Genomic DNA, 14924 nt, shown 5'->3' on the forward strand with positions numbered 1-14924 from the left:
GATCAGAACCCGTCGAATTCGTTTTCTCCCTCTCCGCCCTCACTGTTGCCGGATCCGCCGCCGAGCATTCGAATGCGTGTCAGCGGGTCAAGACCGAGCAGCGAGCCGAGGCGCGAGATTTGCGCGATGTAGTCGTTACGTGCCGCGACGTAGGGCGACTTCTTGAAACTGCCATCGGCGGTGGACACGACCATGCCGCCGTCGTCCGCCGCCCAGTCGGTGATCTTCAAATCGGCCTTTAGCATCAGCGCGAACGAGTTGCAGTAGGCGACCAGCAGCGGCGCGTCCTCCAGCTCGAATGTGCCGCGCTCGATGAGGATTTTTGATTGAGTCTTCCAAAGCCTGACGGCCTGGTCGTCGACCAACTCCGGCGGCGGAGAAATGCGGGTCAGAGAGCTTTTGTGCTTGGCGGTCGTCTTGGGTTTGCGACCTCCACCGGAGGCCCGAACCGGTGCTGCGTTCGACATTGGGCCCCTCCAGAAAATTTTCGTTATTTCTCACGCATAAAAAAGTGACTGAGGCGGCGGTGTCCGACTGCGAGGGCTGTAGAGATTTACCCCGCCCCCGCCCCTAAACGCGAATTCCTCTCATTCAGGACCATTCCGCGACTCTCTCGCCGTCTTCGCCTTGTGGCACGGCAGACAGATGGCCTCGAGGTTGGTGTCGACGTCAGTGCCACCTGCCTCACGGTTGACGATGTGGTCGACCTCACTGGCGGGCGTCACCATGCCCTTGCGCTTGCAGGGCTGGCACAAGTAGCGGTCACGCTGCAGCACCGAATCACGCTTGCGGCGCCATGGTCTGCCACCGCGACCGCTCTTGCCCTTGCGGCGCTGCGTCCAGCCAGTGCCTAGGGCGGCGTGCTCTTCGCAGTAGCCTTGCCGCTCGGTCGTCGTGTGGCGGCAGCCAGGGGCGCGACACGGTCGGCGTGTCTTACCGGGCATCGATCTCACTCGAGAGACGTCCACTCTTCGCCTGCTCCTTGGCCACCTGACCTTGCTGCCAAGTGGCGAGTCCTCGCTCTGCCGTCTGGCCAGCGATGTAGCCGCCCACACCCAGCGTCATGAGATCCCACAACGATTGAGGCAGCGGCAGCGTCAGGCTCACGCCGAACATCGCACCGAGGTACGGCGCCAGCAGGTAGTTGTTGCCGACAATGGCCACGATCACCAGCATGAGCAGCGGGCGCCAGTTGCGCTGCAACCAGCTCTCACCATTGGCCTCGGCCAGCACCACCTGCATGCGTGCGTCGAGACCCTTGGAGCGCTCGGTGATGAGTTCCTTGGTGATGGCGGCCTTGATCTGCGCAGCCTCATCCTTGTCGGTCACCGCCTTGTCGACGATGTCGAGGATCGGTGAGACCACAGCGCCGAGCGCTTTATCGATGATGCTCATCGCTTCCGCTCCGTTCTCAGCAGCAGCTCACCGGTGAACCCGTCATCGGTGGTCATGTTCGTGGTGGCCTGGCAGGCAGCCAGCCGCGTATCAGCGACGCCCAACTGGTAGCGCAGGTCGGCCAGCTTCTCGCGAGCGATGTTGCGCTCGGCCTCGAACTTGCCGGCCTTCTCCTGCTCCTCAACCAGTGCGTACCACAGGCCATAGCCCACGGCCTGCTGGCTGGCCTGAGTCGCGTCCAAACGATGGTAGGCGCTGCTCACCTGCATCTGGGACGACACTGCCCAGGCAAAGCAGGCAGCCGCCACCAGCAGATGCGACCGGCTATCGCGGCTCAGCCTCCCGATCCATCGAATCATTTCCGCCTCAGTGCCGACGCAACGTCGGCGATGTTGTCCAGCAGACGATCGACACGCTTCTCGAAGCCGTGCACGCCGATGTAGCCCAGGAAAGCCGCGAAGAAACGGCCGGTGTCGGCCTCGAATCCCCAGTGCTGAATGAATGGCAGCGAGGTCCAGGCCAAGAAGCCGACCATCAACGTCTCGATCCAGCGCTTCGGCTTGCGCAGCCCGCCGGACGTCAACACGCGCAACGACGACATGAAGATCGCGCAGAGGGCCGCAGACTGGGCAGGCTCTCGGGCGAACGCGGAAACCGTCAGCCAGAGCTCAGTGATATGGTCCGGCATCTCGATCCCCGGTTATGTCGCGCGGCTACCCTCGTTTGTGCGAAGCCCGGTGAATCAGTATCCAGGCGGGGATCATCGACAGATTGAGCAGTAACCGGCCGATGGCCGTTCGGTCGCTCAGCGCGATGTCTACCGCCATGTCGGCACCACGAAACGCCAACAGCCCGCCGGCGGTCGCGATCACCAAGTGGATGGCGAAGCGGGTCCAGCCGTCATCGACGCGGTTGAGCGCAATCAGGCACTGGATGATGAGACCGGCAGCGATCAGGAAATTGGCCGCTGCCATCAGGGAACCGATCATGCCGCCTCCTCTGCCTGCCAGACGTCGCGTGAATTGGCCGCCAGCTGCCCCTCGATCAGCATCGCCTGCACGCGCTGGGAGGACTCGTCCTTCGTGATATGACCATCCGTGTTGGCATCGAGCCCGGCATTCTGGCGATACGCCGTGGTGCCATCGGTGAACATCACCGAGCCGCCAGGGCGAGAGACGTAGGCCGGCATCAGGATCGCCAGGTACATATCCGGCAGCGTGTTGATGCGCAGCTTGTAGGGCTCGAAGTAGCGCTCGACGTAATCGAGCTGCTCGACCGCCGTCATCGCCGCCAGCTGATCAGTCGTCGTGCCGAGGCCGATAGCCGTGCGCGGCATGAACTGGATCAGCCCGGTGGCACCGGATCCGGCGAGGTTTTTCTGGGCCGGGTCGAACGTCCGGCCGGTCTCGAATGCCATACAGGCCATCAGCCAGTTAACGTGATCGAGGCCCCAGCCGAACCGGGCCGCCAGTTCGAACAACCGATCGATGAACGCATCCGACACATGAGCCCCCCACGCCAGACGAACGCGCAGCGGGTATCTGCCGCCGCCGATCAGTGCGACGTCGCGTAGAAACTGCATGGGAAACTCCAGGCAAAGAAAAGCCGCCAGCGAGGGCGGCAAGATCGCGCAGTAACCAGGTGGCGCGAATAGGTTGCCACCTATGCTCGGGGAAACGTGGGGGAGCACGCGGGAGCTGGGCACAGGCGGCGAACAGGGGAATAAAACAGACGCGCCCCGAACGGTCGTAACCGATCAGGGCGCAGGAAATACAAGCTTAGCTGAATAGTACTTACAAGCGGTCATGGATACAACATGTAGTGTCCATGTTATTTTACCTATTCATTGACCCCTTAAAATTCAGAGTCGCCGGACAGCGGAGAAGACATGGTACTTGGAGCAATAACAATCATGATTGCAGTCGTGGCCGGGATTATCATGTCTAACAAGTACAGTGATAAGCCTCGTAGCCGTAGTGCTAACAACGCACTGGCGACAGTTCTTTTCGTGATAGGCGTTATCGTGGTTATCGTATTGGTGTTGGGGCATGCAATATTACGACCCATTGGCCAAGTTTAGCGGTCACGCCGCCAGCCTAGCCTGTTCACCCACGACCAATAACAGCGACTTCCGAGCATTCTTTGCAGAGTTGCGCAGCGCCTCAGCCGTCTGAAACACCGTTTGCCCTGCCCCCATCGGATAACCCAGCCGCGTCATGATGATCCGCTGAGCCCCGCACACCTCCGCCAGCGTCAGCCCTCGGTTGCCTTGCTTGATAGCTTCCACCAGAGCCCGATCGCCGCCAGCATTTTGTGACCAGATCTGCCCGGTAATCGCATAGCCCGACAGTAGCAGCGCCATCCGTTGCCGTTCGTTGACGTGTCCCAGCAGCGCCTGAGCCATTGACCGCCAACGGCAGGCATACCGGAAGCGCTCGGCTGCCTCGCCCACGTGATCGACTCGCCCCGTCATCCCACCACGGCCCTCGCCCATGTTCGCGATCGTGCTGACGTTGTGATGCCCCAGGTTGAGGTGCCGGTAATCCAGGCGCCATTCGATCTCTACCTCGATCAGCTCATCCAGGCACCGGCGCAACGCCCGCTCTCGTAATGCGCTCTCTTCCGGCTCGCGACGAATCACCGCCAGCAGTTGATTGATCCCCATCAGCTCTAGTTGCCGCATCGCTCCCCCCGCTCCCCTATTGCTTACCAGTCAGTGCCGGCGACAATGATTTCCTTCTCGCCAAGTGTTGCGGTCATCGGCGCTGCCATGTACTCGCCGATCACCTGCTTTGCTTGTTCGATACCTAGCGCCAGCTTTGCGCAGTAGCCGGCCGCTTCCATTCGCTCTAACCAGACTCGTTGAGATTCAGCCAGGTCAGCATCACGGGGCGGTGTGGCTTTCAGCTCGAGGTAGAGACCGTGATACCCACCGCGCGGTATCGCGATGACCAAATCCGATACGCCCGACCGAACGCCTTGGGCCTTCATCTTTGCCGCCTCGAGCCCGTGCCGGCTGCCCCCATTGGGTACAGCGTAGGTGTGCTCATGCGCTGGGCCGACGGCAGTGCCACGGTTGAACTCGCCTCTTAGCCAGAGCATCAGCCTGGTCTGTTCTTGCCCTTCCCAATCCACCGGCTTCTTTCGAGGTTTGCCACTGGCCGTGCGCGCGCGGGGCTTCCGGGGATTCGTGTTAAGTGCCATCAGCTGCTCCTCGCTTGTCGTCGTTCCCATGCCGAGTAGTCCGCCACGATCCGGCGCAGCACGTCCTCCGCGTGAATATTGCGATCGATATCCGCGCGACTGGATACACCACAGGCATTGCGGATGAAGTCTGCCGCGTCTTCCTCGTTGTGCGTGCCGTCTGGCAATTGCTCGAGCGTGAGGCTGCGGCGATGCCGCTTGCGTGCGTCAAGATAGAGCTGGAAGCGGGGATTGGCGCCCAGCATGGCTGCTCTCTGGGCCTGGCTGCTGGCGTGTCGTGTCATCGGCCTGTCTCCCGTCGGCTCTGGCACAAGCTGCAAACGCTGGAGCCCGGCGCGAAACCAAGGGCATCGCGGGATTGCCCGCACAGGCCGCAATGACGGCGAGCCGGACGACGGCGGCGAGGGCGACTGGGTAGAGTTGATCGCGTCATGCAAAAGCTCCTCCAAACATATCGAACAGCTCTTCGTCTCGCGTCGCGACAGGCCCCAGCAGCTCCAGCGTCTTTCCGGGCCCTCCAGCACTCGCTCCAGTTGTCTGCCAAACGTGCCACGAGCAACTGCCTGACTGGTCGACCTCCTCCCGATGCCAACCAATGCGATGCTCATCCACGGACGTAACGACCAGAGGCTCGGGTAAGCGATCGCAGATCACCGGGTGAACTTGAACGACATCGCCGACGCGAGGATCTGTGTAGATGCATCGCGTCATGCCATGTACCTCCGGCCCCGATAGTGCGGGCGATGCTTGCTCAGTTGGCAGTCGACGCAGGACGGCAGCACCTGGTTGTCGCGTTTCATCTTGCCCAGCGACTTGAACTCCCGGCAGGTCGGGCACTGGATCTTGTGGCGAAGCTTGTTCACGCCGCCTCCTCCCCGAGCACCTGACCGACGCTCTCCGGCCACTTGAGCTGCTGCACTGCCACGCCGTCGCCGTGCTTCTTGCCGGTATCCATCATCCGGCCGCCAGCGGCACGGCCCCGCTCGGTCATGACCCAGTAGCCCTTGCCCTTGGCGTCACGCTCCTGACGCTGATAGCCAAGGTCGCGAAGCGCACGGTTGACCGCGACCGCGCTCATATCGAACGGCAGGCCCAACTCGGTCGGCGTCAGGAAGCGCTCATTGATCGGGCTGAGGAGATGCGTTGCCCCCAGTTCGCCCAGCAGGTTGACGCCGGTACGCTTCTGGACGGCCTGGTTGACCGAGAGCAACCGCATGTTGTCGTCGAAACCGAATGCCCGGGCGGCGGCATCCAGTGCCCCAGCGATGGCCGAGGCGCGAGAGATCGCCGTCATGTTGTCCGTCTCGACCGGTACCGAAATCGCCGGGGCTTCGTATCGGCCGTGCTTGCGGATCGCCGGCAGCACTTCCTCGAAAACCCACGTCTCGAATCGCTCGGCGCTGGGTAGCTTGCTGCGAACGATCAGGCGATAGACGTCGGGCTCGCGGATCACGCTGAACGACTGCACGCCGCTCGCCGTGGGGGTGTCGCGTTTCACGACACCCCTGCAATGACGTTTGATCGCATCACGCGGGTTGGCGTACCCGAGCGCCGCGGCAACATCGGCAGCGATGAACATCGTCTCGCCATCGTCAGCCTCGACAACCCGCACTTGATGCTGATCGAACTCGAATGGAATCAGCTGGGTCATGCTCACGACCTCCCCGTGGCGGCTTTCAACATCGCCAGCCCCTGGCTGGCATTCATCCGATGCGGGAGACCGGCGGCCTCCGCCTGCTGCTGGGCGGCTTCTCGGCTGGCACGCTCCGCCAGCTCGGCCCGGTTCCGGGTCGCGTCTGATTCGATCAGCCCCTGGGCCTGTAGCGGCTGGCCGGACATCACCCGATTGACCAACGCGCCGTACTCGCGGGCGAATCGCTTTTCCAGCCGGGCGCGGACTGACTGCGCCGTGGTGCCGTGGATCTCCCGCCAGCCCACCGTCTGCCCCGCCATCCGTACCGCCTCATGGCTCCAGCGCCACTCGTCCGGCGCGTGGCAATGGGCGCAGGCTTCACGCCAGGCTGCATCGACGGTCGGTAGGCCGACGTCTTCCGGCCGTGGCTCGCACAGCCCGGCAAACGCCACCGGCTGCGGTGGCCATGCCTCGTCGCCGGACTTCGCCGCGTCTCGCACCTGCTGGCGGAGACGCGCCAAGCCCAGCTCGATATGTCGCTCGCTCATGTGGCCCAGTTCCGCCAGCCACACACCGTCGTCGAACTTGCCCCACTGGCTCTCGAACTTGCTGCCGTACAGTTGGCCCATGGCGTCGAACAGGTGATCGACGTTTCGCTCAGTGACCGGGGCGCCATTCGCCGTCGAAGCACTGCCCGCCGGCTGGCTGTTCGCGTTGCTGGCGGTCTCGTTGGCGCGCCTCGGCAGCTGTGAGACGGCGCGAGGGAGTACGTTGGCGGCGGTTTGCATGGGCACCTCCGGTCTGCAGTTGGGTTTTGGCGTTGCGCTGATCGTTGCGGATCCAGTCTACGAAGCGACCGATCCATCCCGCTGCGGCGTACTGGCGAGCTGGGTCACCGGCGTGGTGGGCAACGAACTTCGCGAGCTGGTGGGGCTCGTAGGTGGTTTCCGGCGACATGCCGGCGCGGTAGCACTGAGCGGCGAACAGATCGGGATTCGGCTCCCAATCCAGCGTCATGGGGTGCTTGCGGTCGGTTTCGGAGATCATGTCGACCTGGTCGCCGGGTGACGTTGGTTCGCTGATCTTCGAGGGCAACGGCTGGCCGTCGTCGTCCTGCTGACGAGCTCGGTCGAAAATCGCATTCGGCCCCGCGGTGTGTGTGTTGGGGTTGGTGGTAGATTCAATGGCAGATTCAAGGGGTGTCACCGGTGTCACCCTCCCCCTGTCACCGCTGTCACCCCGGGGTGTCAGATTGTCACCCTCCCCCGAATTGGTAGAGATAGTGGGGGTGTCAGATTGACACCCTCCCCCAACGGCCAGCCGATAGCGGTTCGATTGCTGGCGGCCGGTCTTGTCCTGGCGGCTCTCGACCACCACCAGGCCACGCTCTTCGAGGAGATCGATGGCACGCTGGACGCTCCGCTTGGAACAGCCCATCTCTTCCGCCATCGTGCCCAGCCCCGGCCAGCAAACGTGTTGCTCGTTGGCGTAATCCGCCAGCAGCATCAGCGCCAAGCGTGAAGGGGTTTTAACGTCAGTGGGCAGCGTCTTGAGAGACTGACGCGCCCAGCTCATGGCGAGAAGGCTCATGCGACCTCCTCGTCACTCGCGCGACTCTCGCAGCCGACGCAAAGCGGCATGAACATCTGACGATTGTCTTTGAAGTCATCGTCGCGCCCTTCCCAGCCATTCGTCCGGCCGTGTTTGGCCAGGACAGCCTGTTCGAGCTTACGGATCCGATCGGCGACATCCGGGTACCAGTACGCGATTTCAGACAGCTCGCCTGGGTGGGCGTAGGCACCACACAGGCACTCGCCCGACATGCAGAGCTTTTCCTTTACCGGATTGCGTGGCAGAGCGTGGGCTGCCATGTAGTCATGCTGATCCTGACTCGTCATGTTCAGAACGGGGGCAACCCAGACTTGGCCGCCCTTTTGCACATTGACTGGCTGGACGTGACCCATCCGGCGGCGGCTTTCTTCTCGACGCACCCCCGTGATCAACATCACCTTGTTGCCACGCTTACCTCGGTGATCGCGAACTAGGCGCTCGACCTGACGTTGCTTGAGCCGGGTGTACATGAACTGATGCGCAGGAGCTCCAGGGAAACCGTGTTCGAGCACGATATCCTCGTAGACCTGAGGATTAGGCGTTCCATCAGCGTACGCATTGTCCACTGCACGATAGATGCTCAACGGCCAGTGATAGACGTTGCAGACATCGCGCACGAATTGCTGCGTTTCGGGAATGCCAATTCCGGTATCGATATGGGCCACACCCGTTAGGCGATCGCCAAGAATCTCCGCCGCTACATGGGTGCATGTCAGAGAGTCGTGGCCACCGGAGAACAGCGCGAAGATCGCCGTGGGCTGGTGTTCCTCGATGGCGCTCTCGATAATGTCGTGAGGTAACTCGCTCATGCCCTCACCTGCCCCATGGCGTCGGCGTCATGTCGCTGGATGAACTCGGTACCGAGCGCGATCGCGTAATAGCGCTTCTGCTCGCGTCGGTGCCAGGCTTTGGCTTTCTCGACCCGGGCGGCGGCATCCTGATCGAATGGCGCCGTCAGATCGAGTAGCGCAAGCATCGCAGCGTGATGACGAGCGCCAGCGGTGGCGATCTTCACGCGGCGTGCGTTGAAGTCGCCAGGCTCACCCGAGAGCCTCGCTTGAATGCTCGCCTGCTTGTGGGTCTCGTCGAGCAGGTCGTCCCGCGTCCAGCTCGAGTAATCCGGAATGTGTACTGTCATGGTGTGCGCTCCCCTAACCCCTGGCGTGCTTACAGACGGCGACCGAGACGGCGGATAGCGCCACCGGTAAGTGATCCGGTGTGCTGCATGTCCGCCAGCTGGTCGCTGTAGGTGGTGCCGCCAGCATCGGCGGTCTTGAGATCGGAATCGGGAACTCGGCCCTGGGCAGACCAGCTGTAAACCGTCGTCGGTGCGACTCCCAAACGCTTGGCAACCTTGAGGGGACCACCACAATCAGCGAGCACGTCTCGCAGCGTCGTAGGGCGCATGGGGATACATGCGTCCTGCTGTTGGGCGGTATCGATGTTTTCTGCAGTGGAGATGGTCATGCCGATGCCTCAGCTCTCGATAGTACGTAAATACTATGTAGATCACCGTAGCTTGGCAAGGATTTGCAGAAATTAGCGCAATTACGCGCCATCTAATGACTGTTAGAATACGTCGATTAGCGTAGTGGGCATGAAGCCCGCAGATGGTGCGACGAGGAGCCGATGGAGAATCGTTCACAGAGCGGTGCAAGTAGAGCTCAGATATGGGAGAGGGTGAAAAAGGCTGCCCAGGCCCATCACGAGCACCCGCAGGATCGCGGGATTGCGTCTCTCATAGCGATCGACTCGGGCAAGACTGCCCAGTTCGTTTCAGACTGGAAGCATGGCCGCGCCCCCATCCCCATGGCCACCCTGACGAAGCTTGCCGGCATCTACGGTGTCAGCACGAGCTATCTCGCCTGCTTGACGGATCAGCCAGAAGCTACAGCCCCATCGGATGAGGTCGAGATGCGCTCGAAGATGGTCGAGCTGGTTGAGGACGTGGTCGCGCAGCTGAACCCCAACGCCATGCCCAGCTTGGTAATCGAGATGTGCAATCTATGCCTGGGCATGCTGAAAAATGGCGACTCAGAGGAGCTGATACTGGGTGCGCTTTACAAGAAGATGCGAGCGGCCGACCCGAAAGCTCGCGCCGATAGCTGATCGCAATAGATCGCTCTCGATAACCCGCCCCGAGCGGGTTTTTTTATGCCGCTCTTATGATTAACGAGGCCCCGTCATGCCTGTTGTGGCGTTGACCGAGCGCCGATCACCACTACTCTGCATGTGCCCCTGAGGGGTGGCCTAACTTTCCAATCCACTATACTGTACGCATGTACAGGTAAGGCCACGGGGATAACGATGTTTGACCAACACAAGGCAGAACCCCCTGGAAGCCAGCAGGAGAACAACAACCCGCCGGTTTCTGACGAAGTGATTGAAGCGCTCGCCCAATGCGCGGACGCCTCATAAACCGTCACCCCACACCTTCCTGATTCGTTTCCCACTTCCATGCCGGCCACACGCCGGCATTTTTTATGCCTGCTATTTCAATAATCGTGTTGACGTATTACATAGATCACAGTAGTTTTATGTACATCAACTGAAATTCAGGCATCGACATGAACCTCACCAAGCGCCAAACCGAGATTGTCAGTTTGCTGGCTCAGGGCAACACCGCCGAGCAGGTCGCCAACACGATGCATCGTTCGGTCGGCACGGTGCGGCGCCATGTGGTTCTGGCCTGTGAGCGAGTCGAAGCGCGGAACGTCACGCACCTGGTCGCCAAGTCGATCCTTCAAGGCTGGATCTGCCTGCTGCTGGTCATCTCGATCAGCCTGCACAGCCTCGATCACAGCGCGCGCCTTCCACGTGTTCGCACGACCCGCTCTACCACCTACTCACGTTACGAGACCTGAGGCTAACCCCATGGCGATCAACACCATCGAAGAAGCCTTCCAGGCACTCGGCGACCGGCTCAAGCAAGACGACGTACCCGCAAAGGCACGCCAGGCATTGAAGAGCGGCGGACGCTACGAAGTGCGCGTCATCGTTCGGCAGGCTAAGCAGGGCGACGTCATCAGCATGGAAGCCCACACCATCGGCCCCGGCGAGTCGCTGGGCACATTCATCCGGTTGAAGTGAGGCCGCCAGCCATGATCGACGCCACCACCTTCTGCTACCCGGCACACCAGGTAACAGCCGCCTACGACGAGCACATCTGCACCGATGGCGTGCCGGATGTCGCCACCGAGTACCTCGCTCGGCCTCGCGAGAACGGCACGTCGAGCACCGGCTACCGCCCCGCGTTCTACGTGCCCAGCAAGAACCGCCTGATCGTGATCATGGATCGCTGCTACGGCCGCGAGGGAAACGCCAAGGCGTGGATGGCCGACCAGATCCGGATGACCGCTATCACCCACAAGCGCCAAAAGGAGAACACCTCATGCGCCAACTGATCACCAGCCCGTTGGCGGGCGTCGTCGGGCTGGCCGCGACCGCTGCGGTACTCGTCGCCGCCTCTACCGATCTGCTAGGCCCGAGCGACTACGAGGTGCAGCTCATGCAGCAAGCGCAGTACTGCGAAAGCGTCGCCACCTGGAACGCCGAAGCCGCCCGCGGTGTGGCACCCAGCCGCCGCTACGGCCATCCGGATTACGACGGCATCGCCGCCGAGGTCTGCTCCCCGGTGCTCTCACCGGTCGACGGCAGCGCCTACGCCAGCAATTGAACGACGCAGCCGCCAGCGGATGGCGGCCTACATCCGAGAGCGCCTGCCGGGCGCTGCCTGATGCAGTAGCTCTTTAACAACTCGGACCCCATGCAGTGCCAGCGGTGCGTAATCCGCTGGCCATCGATAAGCCGTCTCCGTGCTCAAGCGAGCTGCACCGCACGCGAGAGGAAGACCCGGAAATCGGCTGGGCCGGTATATCCGGCCAATACCAGAACGGAGCGGCCGGGAAGTAAGCGGGCGTAGCGTCCCGGTGGAGACGGCTTATCGATGCGGGAGTATCGGGAAGAGGGCGGCCCGTGAAAAAAGCTGAACAGGGTGCGAGAGCAATGGGAACGGCCGGACCCATCGCGCCGATTGCTGTCAGGTTCCCTCTTCTTCCCGATGCCTCTGCATCACACAGCACAGGGCGACAGCCAAGCCCGCGCAAGTGCCCCGGACGCTGTAACCGGGATCTGTCCAACGCAACCGGTCTCCATATCCGGTTAGAAACTACGGGATGAAGATAATGACATCAGAGCGAATAGCGGAACTCTACCGAAGATGGCTTAAGGCCGACGCAGATTACAAACTTGCCTCTCAGCGACTCAAGGATTGCAGAAATAAACGAGATGAGGCCTCGAGCAAAGTGATGAATGCTGTGGCGGAGGCATCGGGAGATGGGAGCCAACCCTTTTCCTCGGATGGCTCCAAACGGTTTGTTTACTTCGACTGAGATTCTTCAAGGTGGCTGAGCCGGCGATCTAGATCCTTGATCGCTGTGGTCATTTGCAAGTGGTAGCCAGCGATCTTGCCTCTGATTGTTGGGTCGACGTGCTCTATCAAAGCAAGCATGTTTTCCAAGTCGTTATCGAGCTTCTCAATACACGATAACGCGCCAGATTTCTGTCTCATCAGATTTACCTCAGCTGTTGTGGTGAAACACAAAGTTACCACAGCCGATTGGTAATCAAATCCCGCTGTTGTGGTGATAGTGGGCACGCGTCACCTGCGTAGTGGTGAGCAGCCGGGGCTGACCGGCACCAATTCCCCTGCGTACTTCGCCCGGCCCCGTGCCGGGCTCTTTTTGACGGAGGCCATATGCACCGATCCACATACGTGATTGAGCACGCGATCACGGCCCAGCGCCAGACCATCGCCGACGCCCAGCAGCGGCTCGCCGGGCTAGAAATCGAGCTCAACACTGCACGCGCACTGGAGCTGGCCAGTCGCCGCCAGCAGGGCCGCATCGCTCATGTCCTCGCGAGAATGAAGGACGGCGAGCACATCGTCAGCACACCGCGCACCTGGTGGTGCCGAGGCGGGCAACTTATCGACCGCGCCACCCCAGACGATATGAACGCGATGTTCGCCCTTCGCGACCAAGGCGTGATCGACACCATCCGCCGCTAACCACCGCCCACCAGCACAACAGCGAGCGCCTGACATGCCGGGCGCTGGCCTTTGTGCTGCCCGCTACCGGAGGCAGCCATGCAGGTCTATCTACCCGTTCGACGGCATTGCCGCTGCCGTATATGCGGTGCCCGTCAGACGAAGCCCAGGCATCCAGACGAGTACGTGATCGGCCCCGTGTGCACCAGGTGCGGCCGCCGGAACACTCTCCGGATCGACAAGTGGGCCGACTCGAAACCTTGGCGCCGCGATACCTGCCGCTGCGACGGCTACCACTTCCCGCATCGGCGCGGCTCGCTCTGGTGCTACCACAACCCAGCTTACCCGGTAGACGAAGACCGGCGGCTGTTTGCCTGATCGACAGACGAGGACCAACGCGATGAAAGCACTGCTCGACGTATTCAACGAACGCCAGCGCCAGGTCGACGCCGAAGGCTGGACACCGGAACACGACGATACTCACACCGACGGCGATCTCGCAGCGGCTGCCAGCACCTACGCCTGGGGCGCTTGCGTACAGGTGACCGGCCACGCCTTGCCGGAAACCCCTCCAGCAGTCTGGCCTTTCGAGAATGCTTGGTGGAAACCATCCACGTCGCCAAGACGCAACCTGGTGAAAGCCGCCGCTCTTCTGCTTGCCGAAATCGAGCGACTGGACCGAGCAAGCGGCACTGATCCTGCGATCGTGCGGCTCGTTGAATGGCGCACCATCGAAGAGGCTGAAAAGTATGACGGGGAGTACCTGCTCCACGGCCCGGACCTTGTCGATCCAGACTTTAATCCTACCGGAATCGTCGCAGGCCACTGGCAGGACGACCAAGGTTGGGTCGGCGCGGTTTGGTGCGGTCAACACGATTGCTGGGAATACCGCGTGATCGAGCCGACGCACTTTGCACGAAAGCCTGGCGTCCAGATCGACGTCGAGGAGGCCTAACCATGTGGTTCAAACACCTTCACCCCTACCGCCAGCACGACGCCCAAGCGATCGCACTCGAAGACCTCGAAGCCGCCCTGGCCGAATTCGCCTTCCGCCCCGTGTCGCCGCGAGAGATGCGACGCGTCGGCTGGACGGCACCGGCAAGCAATCGCAGTCAGGTCCGCGTCCACGAGATCCAAGGCCACCGCCTGATCGCCATGATGCGCCAGGAGCGCCTGCTCCCCGCCGCCGTGGTCAACGAGGAAGTGGCCGAACGCGCCGAGGCAAGAGAGATCGCCGAAGGCCAGCCGCTATCCCGCCGTGAGCGCCAGCTGCTCAAGGAGCAGGTACTCGAGGAACTGCTGCCCCAGGCCTTCACCCAGTCACAGCGTGTCGAGCTCTGGTGGGACACCACCCGCAACCTGATCGGCATCAACGCCTCCAGCCGCAAGCGCGCCGAGGAAGTGCTCGACCTGCTCCGCCAGACGCTGGGCTCGCTCAAGGTCACACCGCTGGCCACCAAGACGCCGCCCCGGCGTGGCATGACGGCCTGGCTATCCGATCCCGGCCAACGCCCCGCCAGCCTGCTGCTAGGTGATCGCGTCGAGCTACGCGCCGCCGAGGACGACGGCGTGATCGGCGCCCGCGCCGTCGACCTCGACAGCGAGGAGATGCAGAGCCTGCTCGAAGGTGGCCGCCAGGTGTCCCGCCTGAGCCTTGGCAGCGAAGGCCAGCTTCGCGCCGTGCTACATGACGACCTCGCGCTTAAGTCCTTGCAGTTCGACGACGCGCTGCTAGACGAAGCCAGCCAGGCCGACGACGGCGACGACCCGGTGGTGAGCCTCGAAACCGACTTCGCCCTCATGACCGCCCCCCTCGGCACCTTCACCGACCAGTTGATCGAGTGGCTGGGTGGCGAGGCCACTACAACTTGCGATGCCGGATTGTGCGGTTTTGTGGGGGATAGATAACCATCTCATCTTCAACTTCATACCGAGCTACAACTTCCCCATCGAGGGTGCGTTGTTCGTATACGTAGTAGTCGGTATCACAACCTCGCTTCTGTTTAGACCAAGTATCGATCTGAACAAATTCAT

Annotated in this window: 25 protein-coding genes; 8 read left to right on the top strand and 17 right to left on the bottom strand. The window is 61.9% G+C overall.

The features are described 5' to 3' along the window. Nucleotides 1-2 precede the first annotated feature (2 nt). The 17 genes from DOM36_RS08020 to DOM36_RS08095 form a co-directional block, all read right to left on the bottom strand. On the bottom strand, nt 3-467 hold the full coding sequence (locus DOM36_RS08020) for a P27 family phage terminase small subunit (RefSeq protein ID WP_110642472.1): 465 nt from the start codon (nt 465-467) through the stop codon (nt 3-5). Nucleotides 468-587: 120 nt separating this feature from the next. After that, nucleotides 588-944 carry an HNH endonuclease signature motif containing protein gene (locus DOM36_RS08025; protein WP_110642474.1) on the bottom strand — a complete coding sequence of 119 codons (357 nt, stop codon included), beginning with the start codon at nt 942-944 and terminating at the stop codon, nt 588-590. Further along, on the bottom strand, nt 934-1395 hold the full coding sequence (locus tag DOM36_RS08030; RefSeq protein WP_110642476.1) for a 3TM-type holin: 462 nt from the start codon (nt 1393-1395) through the stop codon (nt 934-936). The genes DOM36_RS08025 and DOM36_RS08030 overlap by 11 nt, the downstream gene beginning before the upstream one ends. After that, nucleotides 1392-1754, bottom strand: a complete 363-nt coding sequence (locus DOM36_RS08035; protein ID WP_110642478.1) for a hypothetical protein — start codon at nt 1752-1754, stop codon at nt 1392-1394. The genes DOM36_RS08030 and DOM36_RS08035 overlap by 4 nt, the downstream gene beginning before the upstream one ends. Beyond that, a complete protein-coding gene (locus DOM36_RS08040; protein ID WP_110642480.1) occupies nt 1751-2083 on the bottom strand; it encodes a phage holin family protein in 333 nt (110 codons plus the stop codon). The genes DOM36_RS08035 and DOM36_RS08040 overlap by 4 nt, the downstream gene beginning before the upstream one ends. Before the next feature lie 25 nt (nt 2084-2108). Next, the gene (locus DOM36_RS08045; RefSeq protein ID WP_075568947.1) at nt 2109-2384 is read right to left on the bottom strand and encodes a hypothetical protein; all 276 of its coding nucleotides are present in this window, start codon (nt 2382-2384) and stop codon (nt 2109-2111) included. Next, nucleotides 2381-2977, bottom strand: coding sequence for a lytic transglycosylase (locus tag DOM36_RS08050; protein ID WP_110642482.1), 597 nt, complete (start codon nt 2975-2977; stop codon nt 2381-2383). Before DOM36_RS08050 ends, DOM36_RS08045 begins: the two co-directional genes overlap by 4 nt. Nucleotides 2978-3478: 501 nt before the next feature. Next, the gene (locus tag DOM36_RS08055) at nt 3479-4078 is read right to left on the bottom strand and encodes a hypothetical protein (RefSeq protein WP_110642484.1); all 600 of its coding nucleotides are present in this window, start codon (nt 4076-4078) and stop codon (nt 3479-3481) included. A gap of 23 nt (nt 4079-4101) precedes the next feature. Beyond that, nucleotides 4102-4599, bottom strand: a complete 498-nt coding sequence (locus DOM36_RS08060) for a VRR-NUC domain-containing protein (RefSeq protein ID WP_110642486.1) — start codon at nt 4597-4599, stop codon at nt 4102-4104. After that, entirely contained in the window at nt 4599-4883 is a 285-nt protein-coding gene (locus tag DOM36_RS08065) for a hypothetical protein (RefSeq protein ID WP_110642488.1), read from the bottom strand. The genes DOM36_RS08060 and DOM36_RS08065 overlap by 1 nt, the downstream gene beginning before the upstream one ends. 423 nt (nt 4884-5306) lie before the next feature. Then, nucleotides 5307-5462, bottom strand: a complete 156-nt coding sequence (locus tag DOM36_RS20035) for a hypothetical protein (protein WP_157958596.1) — start codon at nt 5460-5462, stop codon at nt 5307-5309. Beyond that, the gene (locus tag DOM36_RS08070; protein WP_110642490.1) at nt 5459-6250 is read right to left on the bottom strand and encodes a Bro-N domain-containing protein; all 792 of its coding nucleotides are present in this window, start codon (nt 6248-6250) and stop codon (nt 5459-5461) included. Before DOM36_RS08070 ends, DOM36_RS20035 begins: the two co-directional genes overlap by 4 nt. Before the next feature lie 2 nt (nt 6251-6252). Beyond that, nucleotides 6253-6861 (bottom strand): replication protein P, encoded by a 609-nt coding sequence (locus DOM36_RS08075; protein WP_110642492.1) that lies wholly within the window; start codon nt 6859-6861, stop codon nt 6253-6255. 28 nt (nt 6862-6889) lie between these two features. Then, nucleotides 6890-7822, bottom strand: a complete 933-nt coding sequence (locus DOM36_RS08080; protein WP_110642494.1) for a helix-turn-helix domain-containing protein — start codon at nt 7820-7822, stop codon at nt 6890-6892. Beyond that, nucleotides 7819-8652 carry a phosphoadenosine phosphosulfate reductase family protein gene (locus DOM36_RS08085; protein ID WP_110642496.1) on the bottom strand — a complete coding sequence of 278 codons (834 nt, stop codon included), beginning with the start codon at nt 8650-8652 and terminating at the stop codon, nt 7819-7821. The genes DOM36_RS08080 and DOM36_RS08085 overlap by 4 nt, the downstream gene beginning before the upstream one ends. Further along, nucleotides 8649-8981, bottom strand: coding sequence for a hypothetical protein (locus DOM36_RS08090; RefSeq protein WP_110642498.1), 333 nt, complete (start codon nt 8979-8981; stop codon nt 8649-8651). Before DOM36_RS08090 ends, DOM36_RS08085 begins: the two co-directional genes overlap by 4 nt. Nucleotides 8982-9010: 29 nt before the next feature. Beyond that, complete coding sequence (locus tag DOM36_RS08095) at nt 9011-9310, bottom strand: hypothetical protein (protein WP_110642500.1); 300 nt, start codon at nt 9308-9310, stop codon at nt 9011-9013. 213 nt (nt 9311-9523) lie between these two features. On the opposite strand from DOM36_RS08095, the gene DOM36_RS08100 reads away from it, so the two are divergent. The 8 genes from DOM36_RS08100 to DOM36_RS08140 all read left to right on the top strand — a co-directional run bounded on the left by DOM36_RS08100 (nt 9524) and on the right by DOM36_RS08140 (nt 14798). Beyond that, on the top strand, nt 9524-9952 hold the full coding sequence (locus DOM36_RS08100; RefSeq protein ID WP_157958598.1) for a helix-turn-helix transcriptional regulator: 429 nt from the start codon (nt 9524-9526) through the stop codon (nt 9950-9952). Between the two features lie 458 nt (nt 9953-10410). Then, nucleotides 10411-10707 carry a helix-turn-helix transcriptional regulator gene (locus tag DOM36_RS08105; RefSeq protein ID WP_110642504.1) on the top strand — a complete coding sequence of 99 codons (297 nt, stop codon included), beginning with the start codon at nt 10411-10413 and terminating at the stop codon, nt 10705-10707. Between the two features lie 10 nt (nt 10708-10717). Beyond that, entirely contained in the window at nt 10718-10933 is a 216-nt protein-coding gene (locus DOM36_RS08110) for a hypothetical protein (protein WP_110642506.1), read from the top strand. Between the two features lie 11 nt (nt 10934-10944). Beyond that, nucleotides 10945-11247 carry a hypothetical protein gene (locus DOM36_RS08115; RefSeq protein ID WP_110642508.1) on the top strand — a complete coding sequence of 101 codons (303 nt, stop codon included), beginning with the start codon at nt 10945-10947 and terminating at the stop codon, nt 11245-11247. Next, entirely contained in the window at nt 11235-11519 is a 285-nt protein-coding gene (locus tag DOM36_RS08120) for a hypothetical protein (protein ID WP_110642510.1), read from the top strand. The genes DOM36_RS08115 and DOM36_RS08120 overlap by 13 nt, the downstream gene beginning before the upstream one ends. 1080 nt (nt 11520-12599) lie before the next feature. Beyond that, the gene (locus tag DOM36_RS08130) at nt 12600-12911 is read left to right on the top strand and encodes a hypothetical protein (RefSeq protein WP_110642514.1); all 312 of its coding nucleotides are present in this window, start codon (nt 12600-12602) and stop codon (nt 12909-12911) included. A 379-nt stretch (nt 12912-13290) separates the two neighbouring features. Then, complete coding sequence (locus tag DOM36_RS08135; RefSeq protein WP_110642516.1) at nt 13291-13845, top strand: hypothetical protein; 555 nt, start codon at nt 13291-13293, stop codon at nt 13843-13845. Between the two features lie 2 nt (nt 13846-13847). Then, nucleotides 13848-14798 carry a recombination-associated protein RdgC gene (locus DOM36_RS08140; protein WP_110642518.1) on the top strand — a complete coding sequence of 317 codons (951 nt, stop codon included), beginning with the start codon at nt 13848-13850 and terminating at the stop codon, nt 14796-14798. Nucleotides 14799-14924 lie beyond the last annotated feature (126 nt).

Origin of the sequence: Salinicola sp. CPA57 (assembly GCF_003206035.1) — a bacterium.
Taxonomy (GTDB): Bacteria; Pseudomonadota; Gammaproteobacteria; order Pseudomonadales; family Halomonadaceae; genus Salinicola; species Salinicola socius.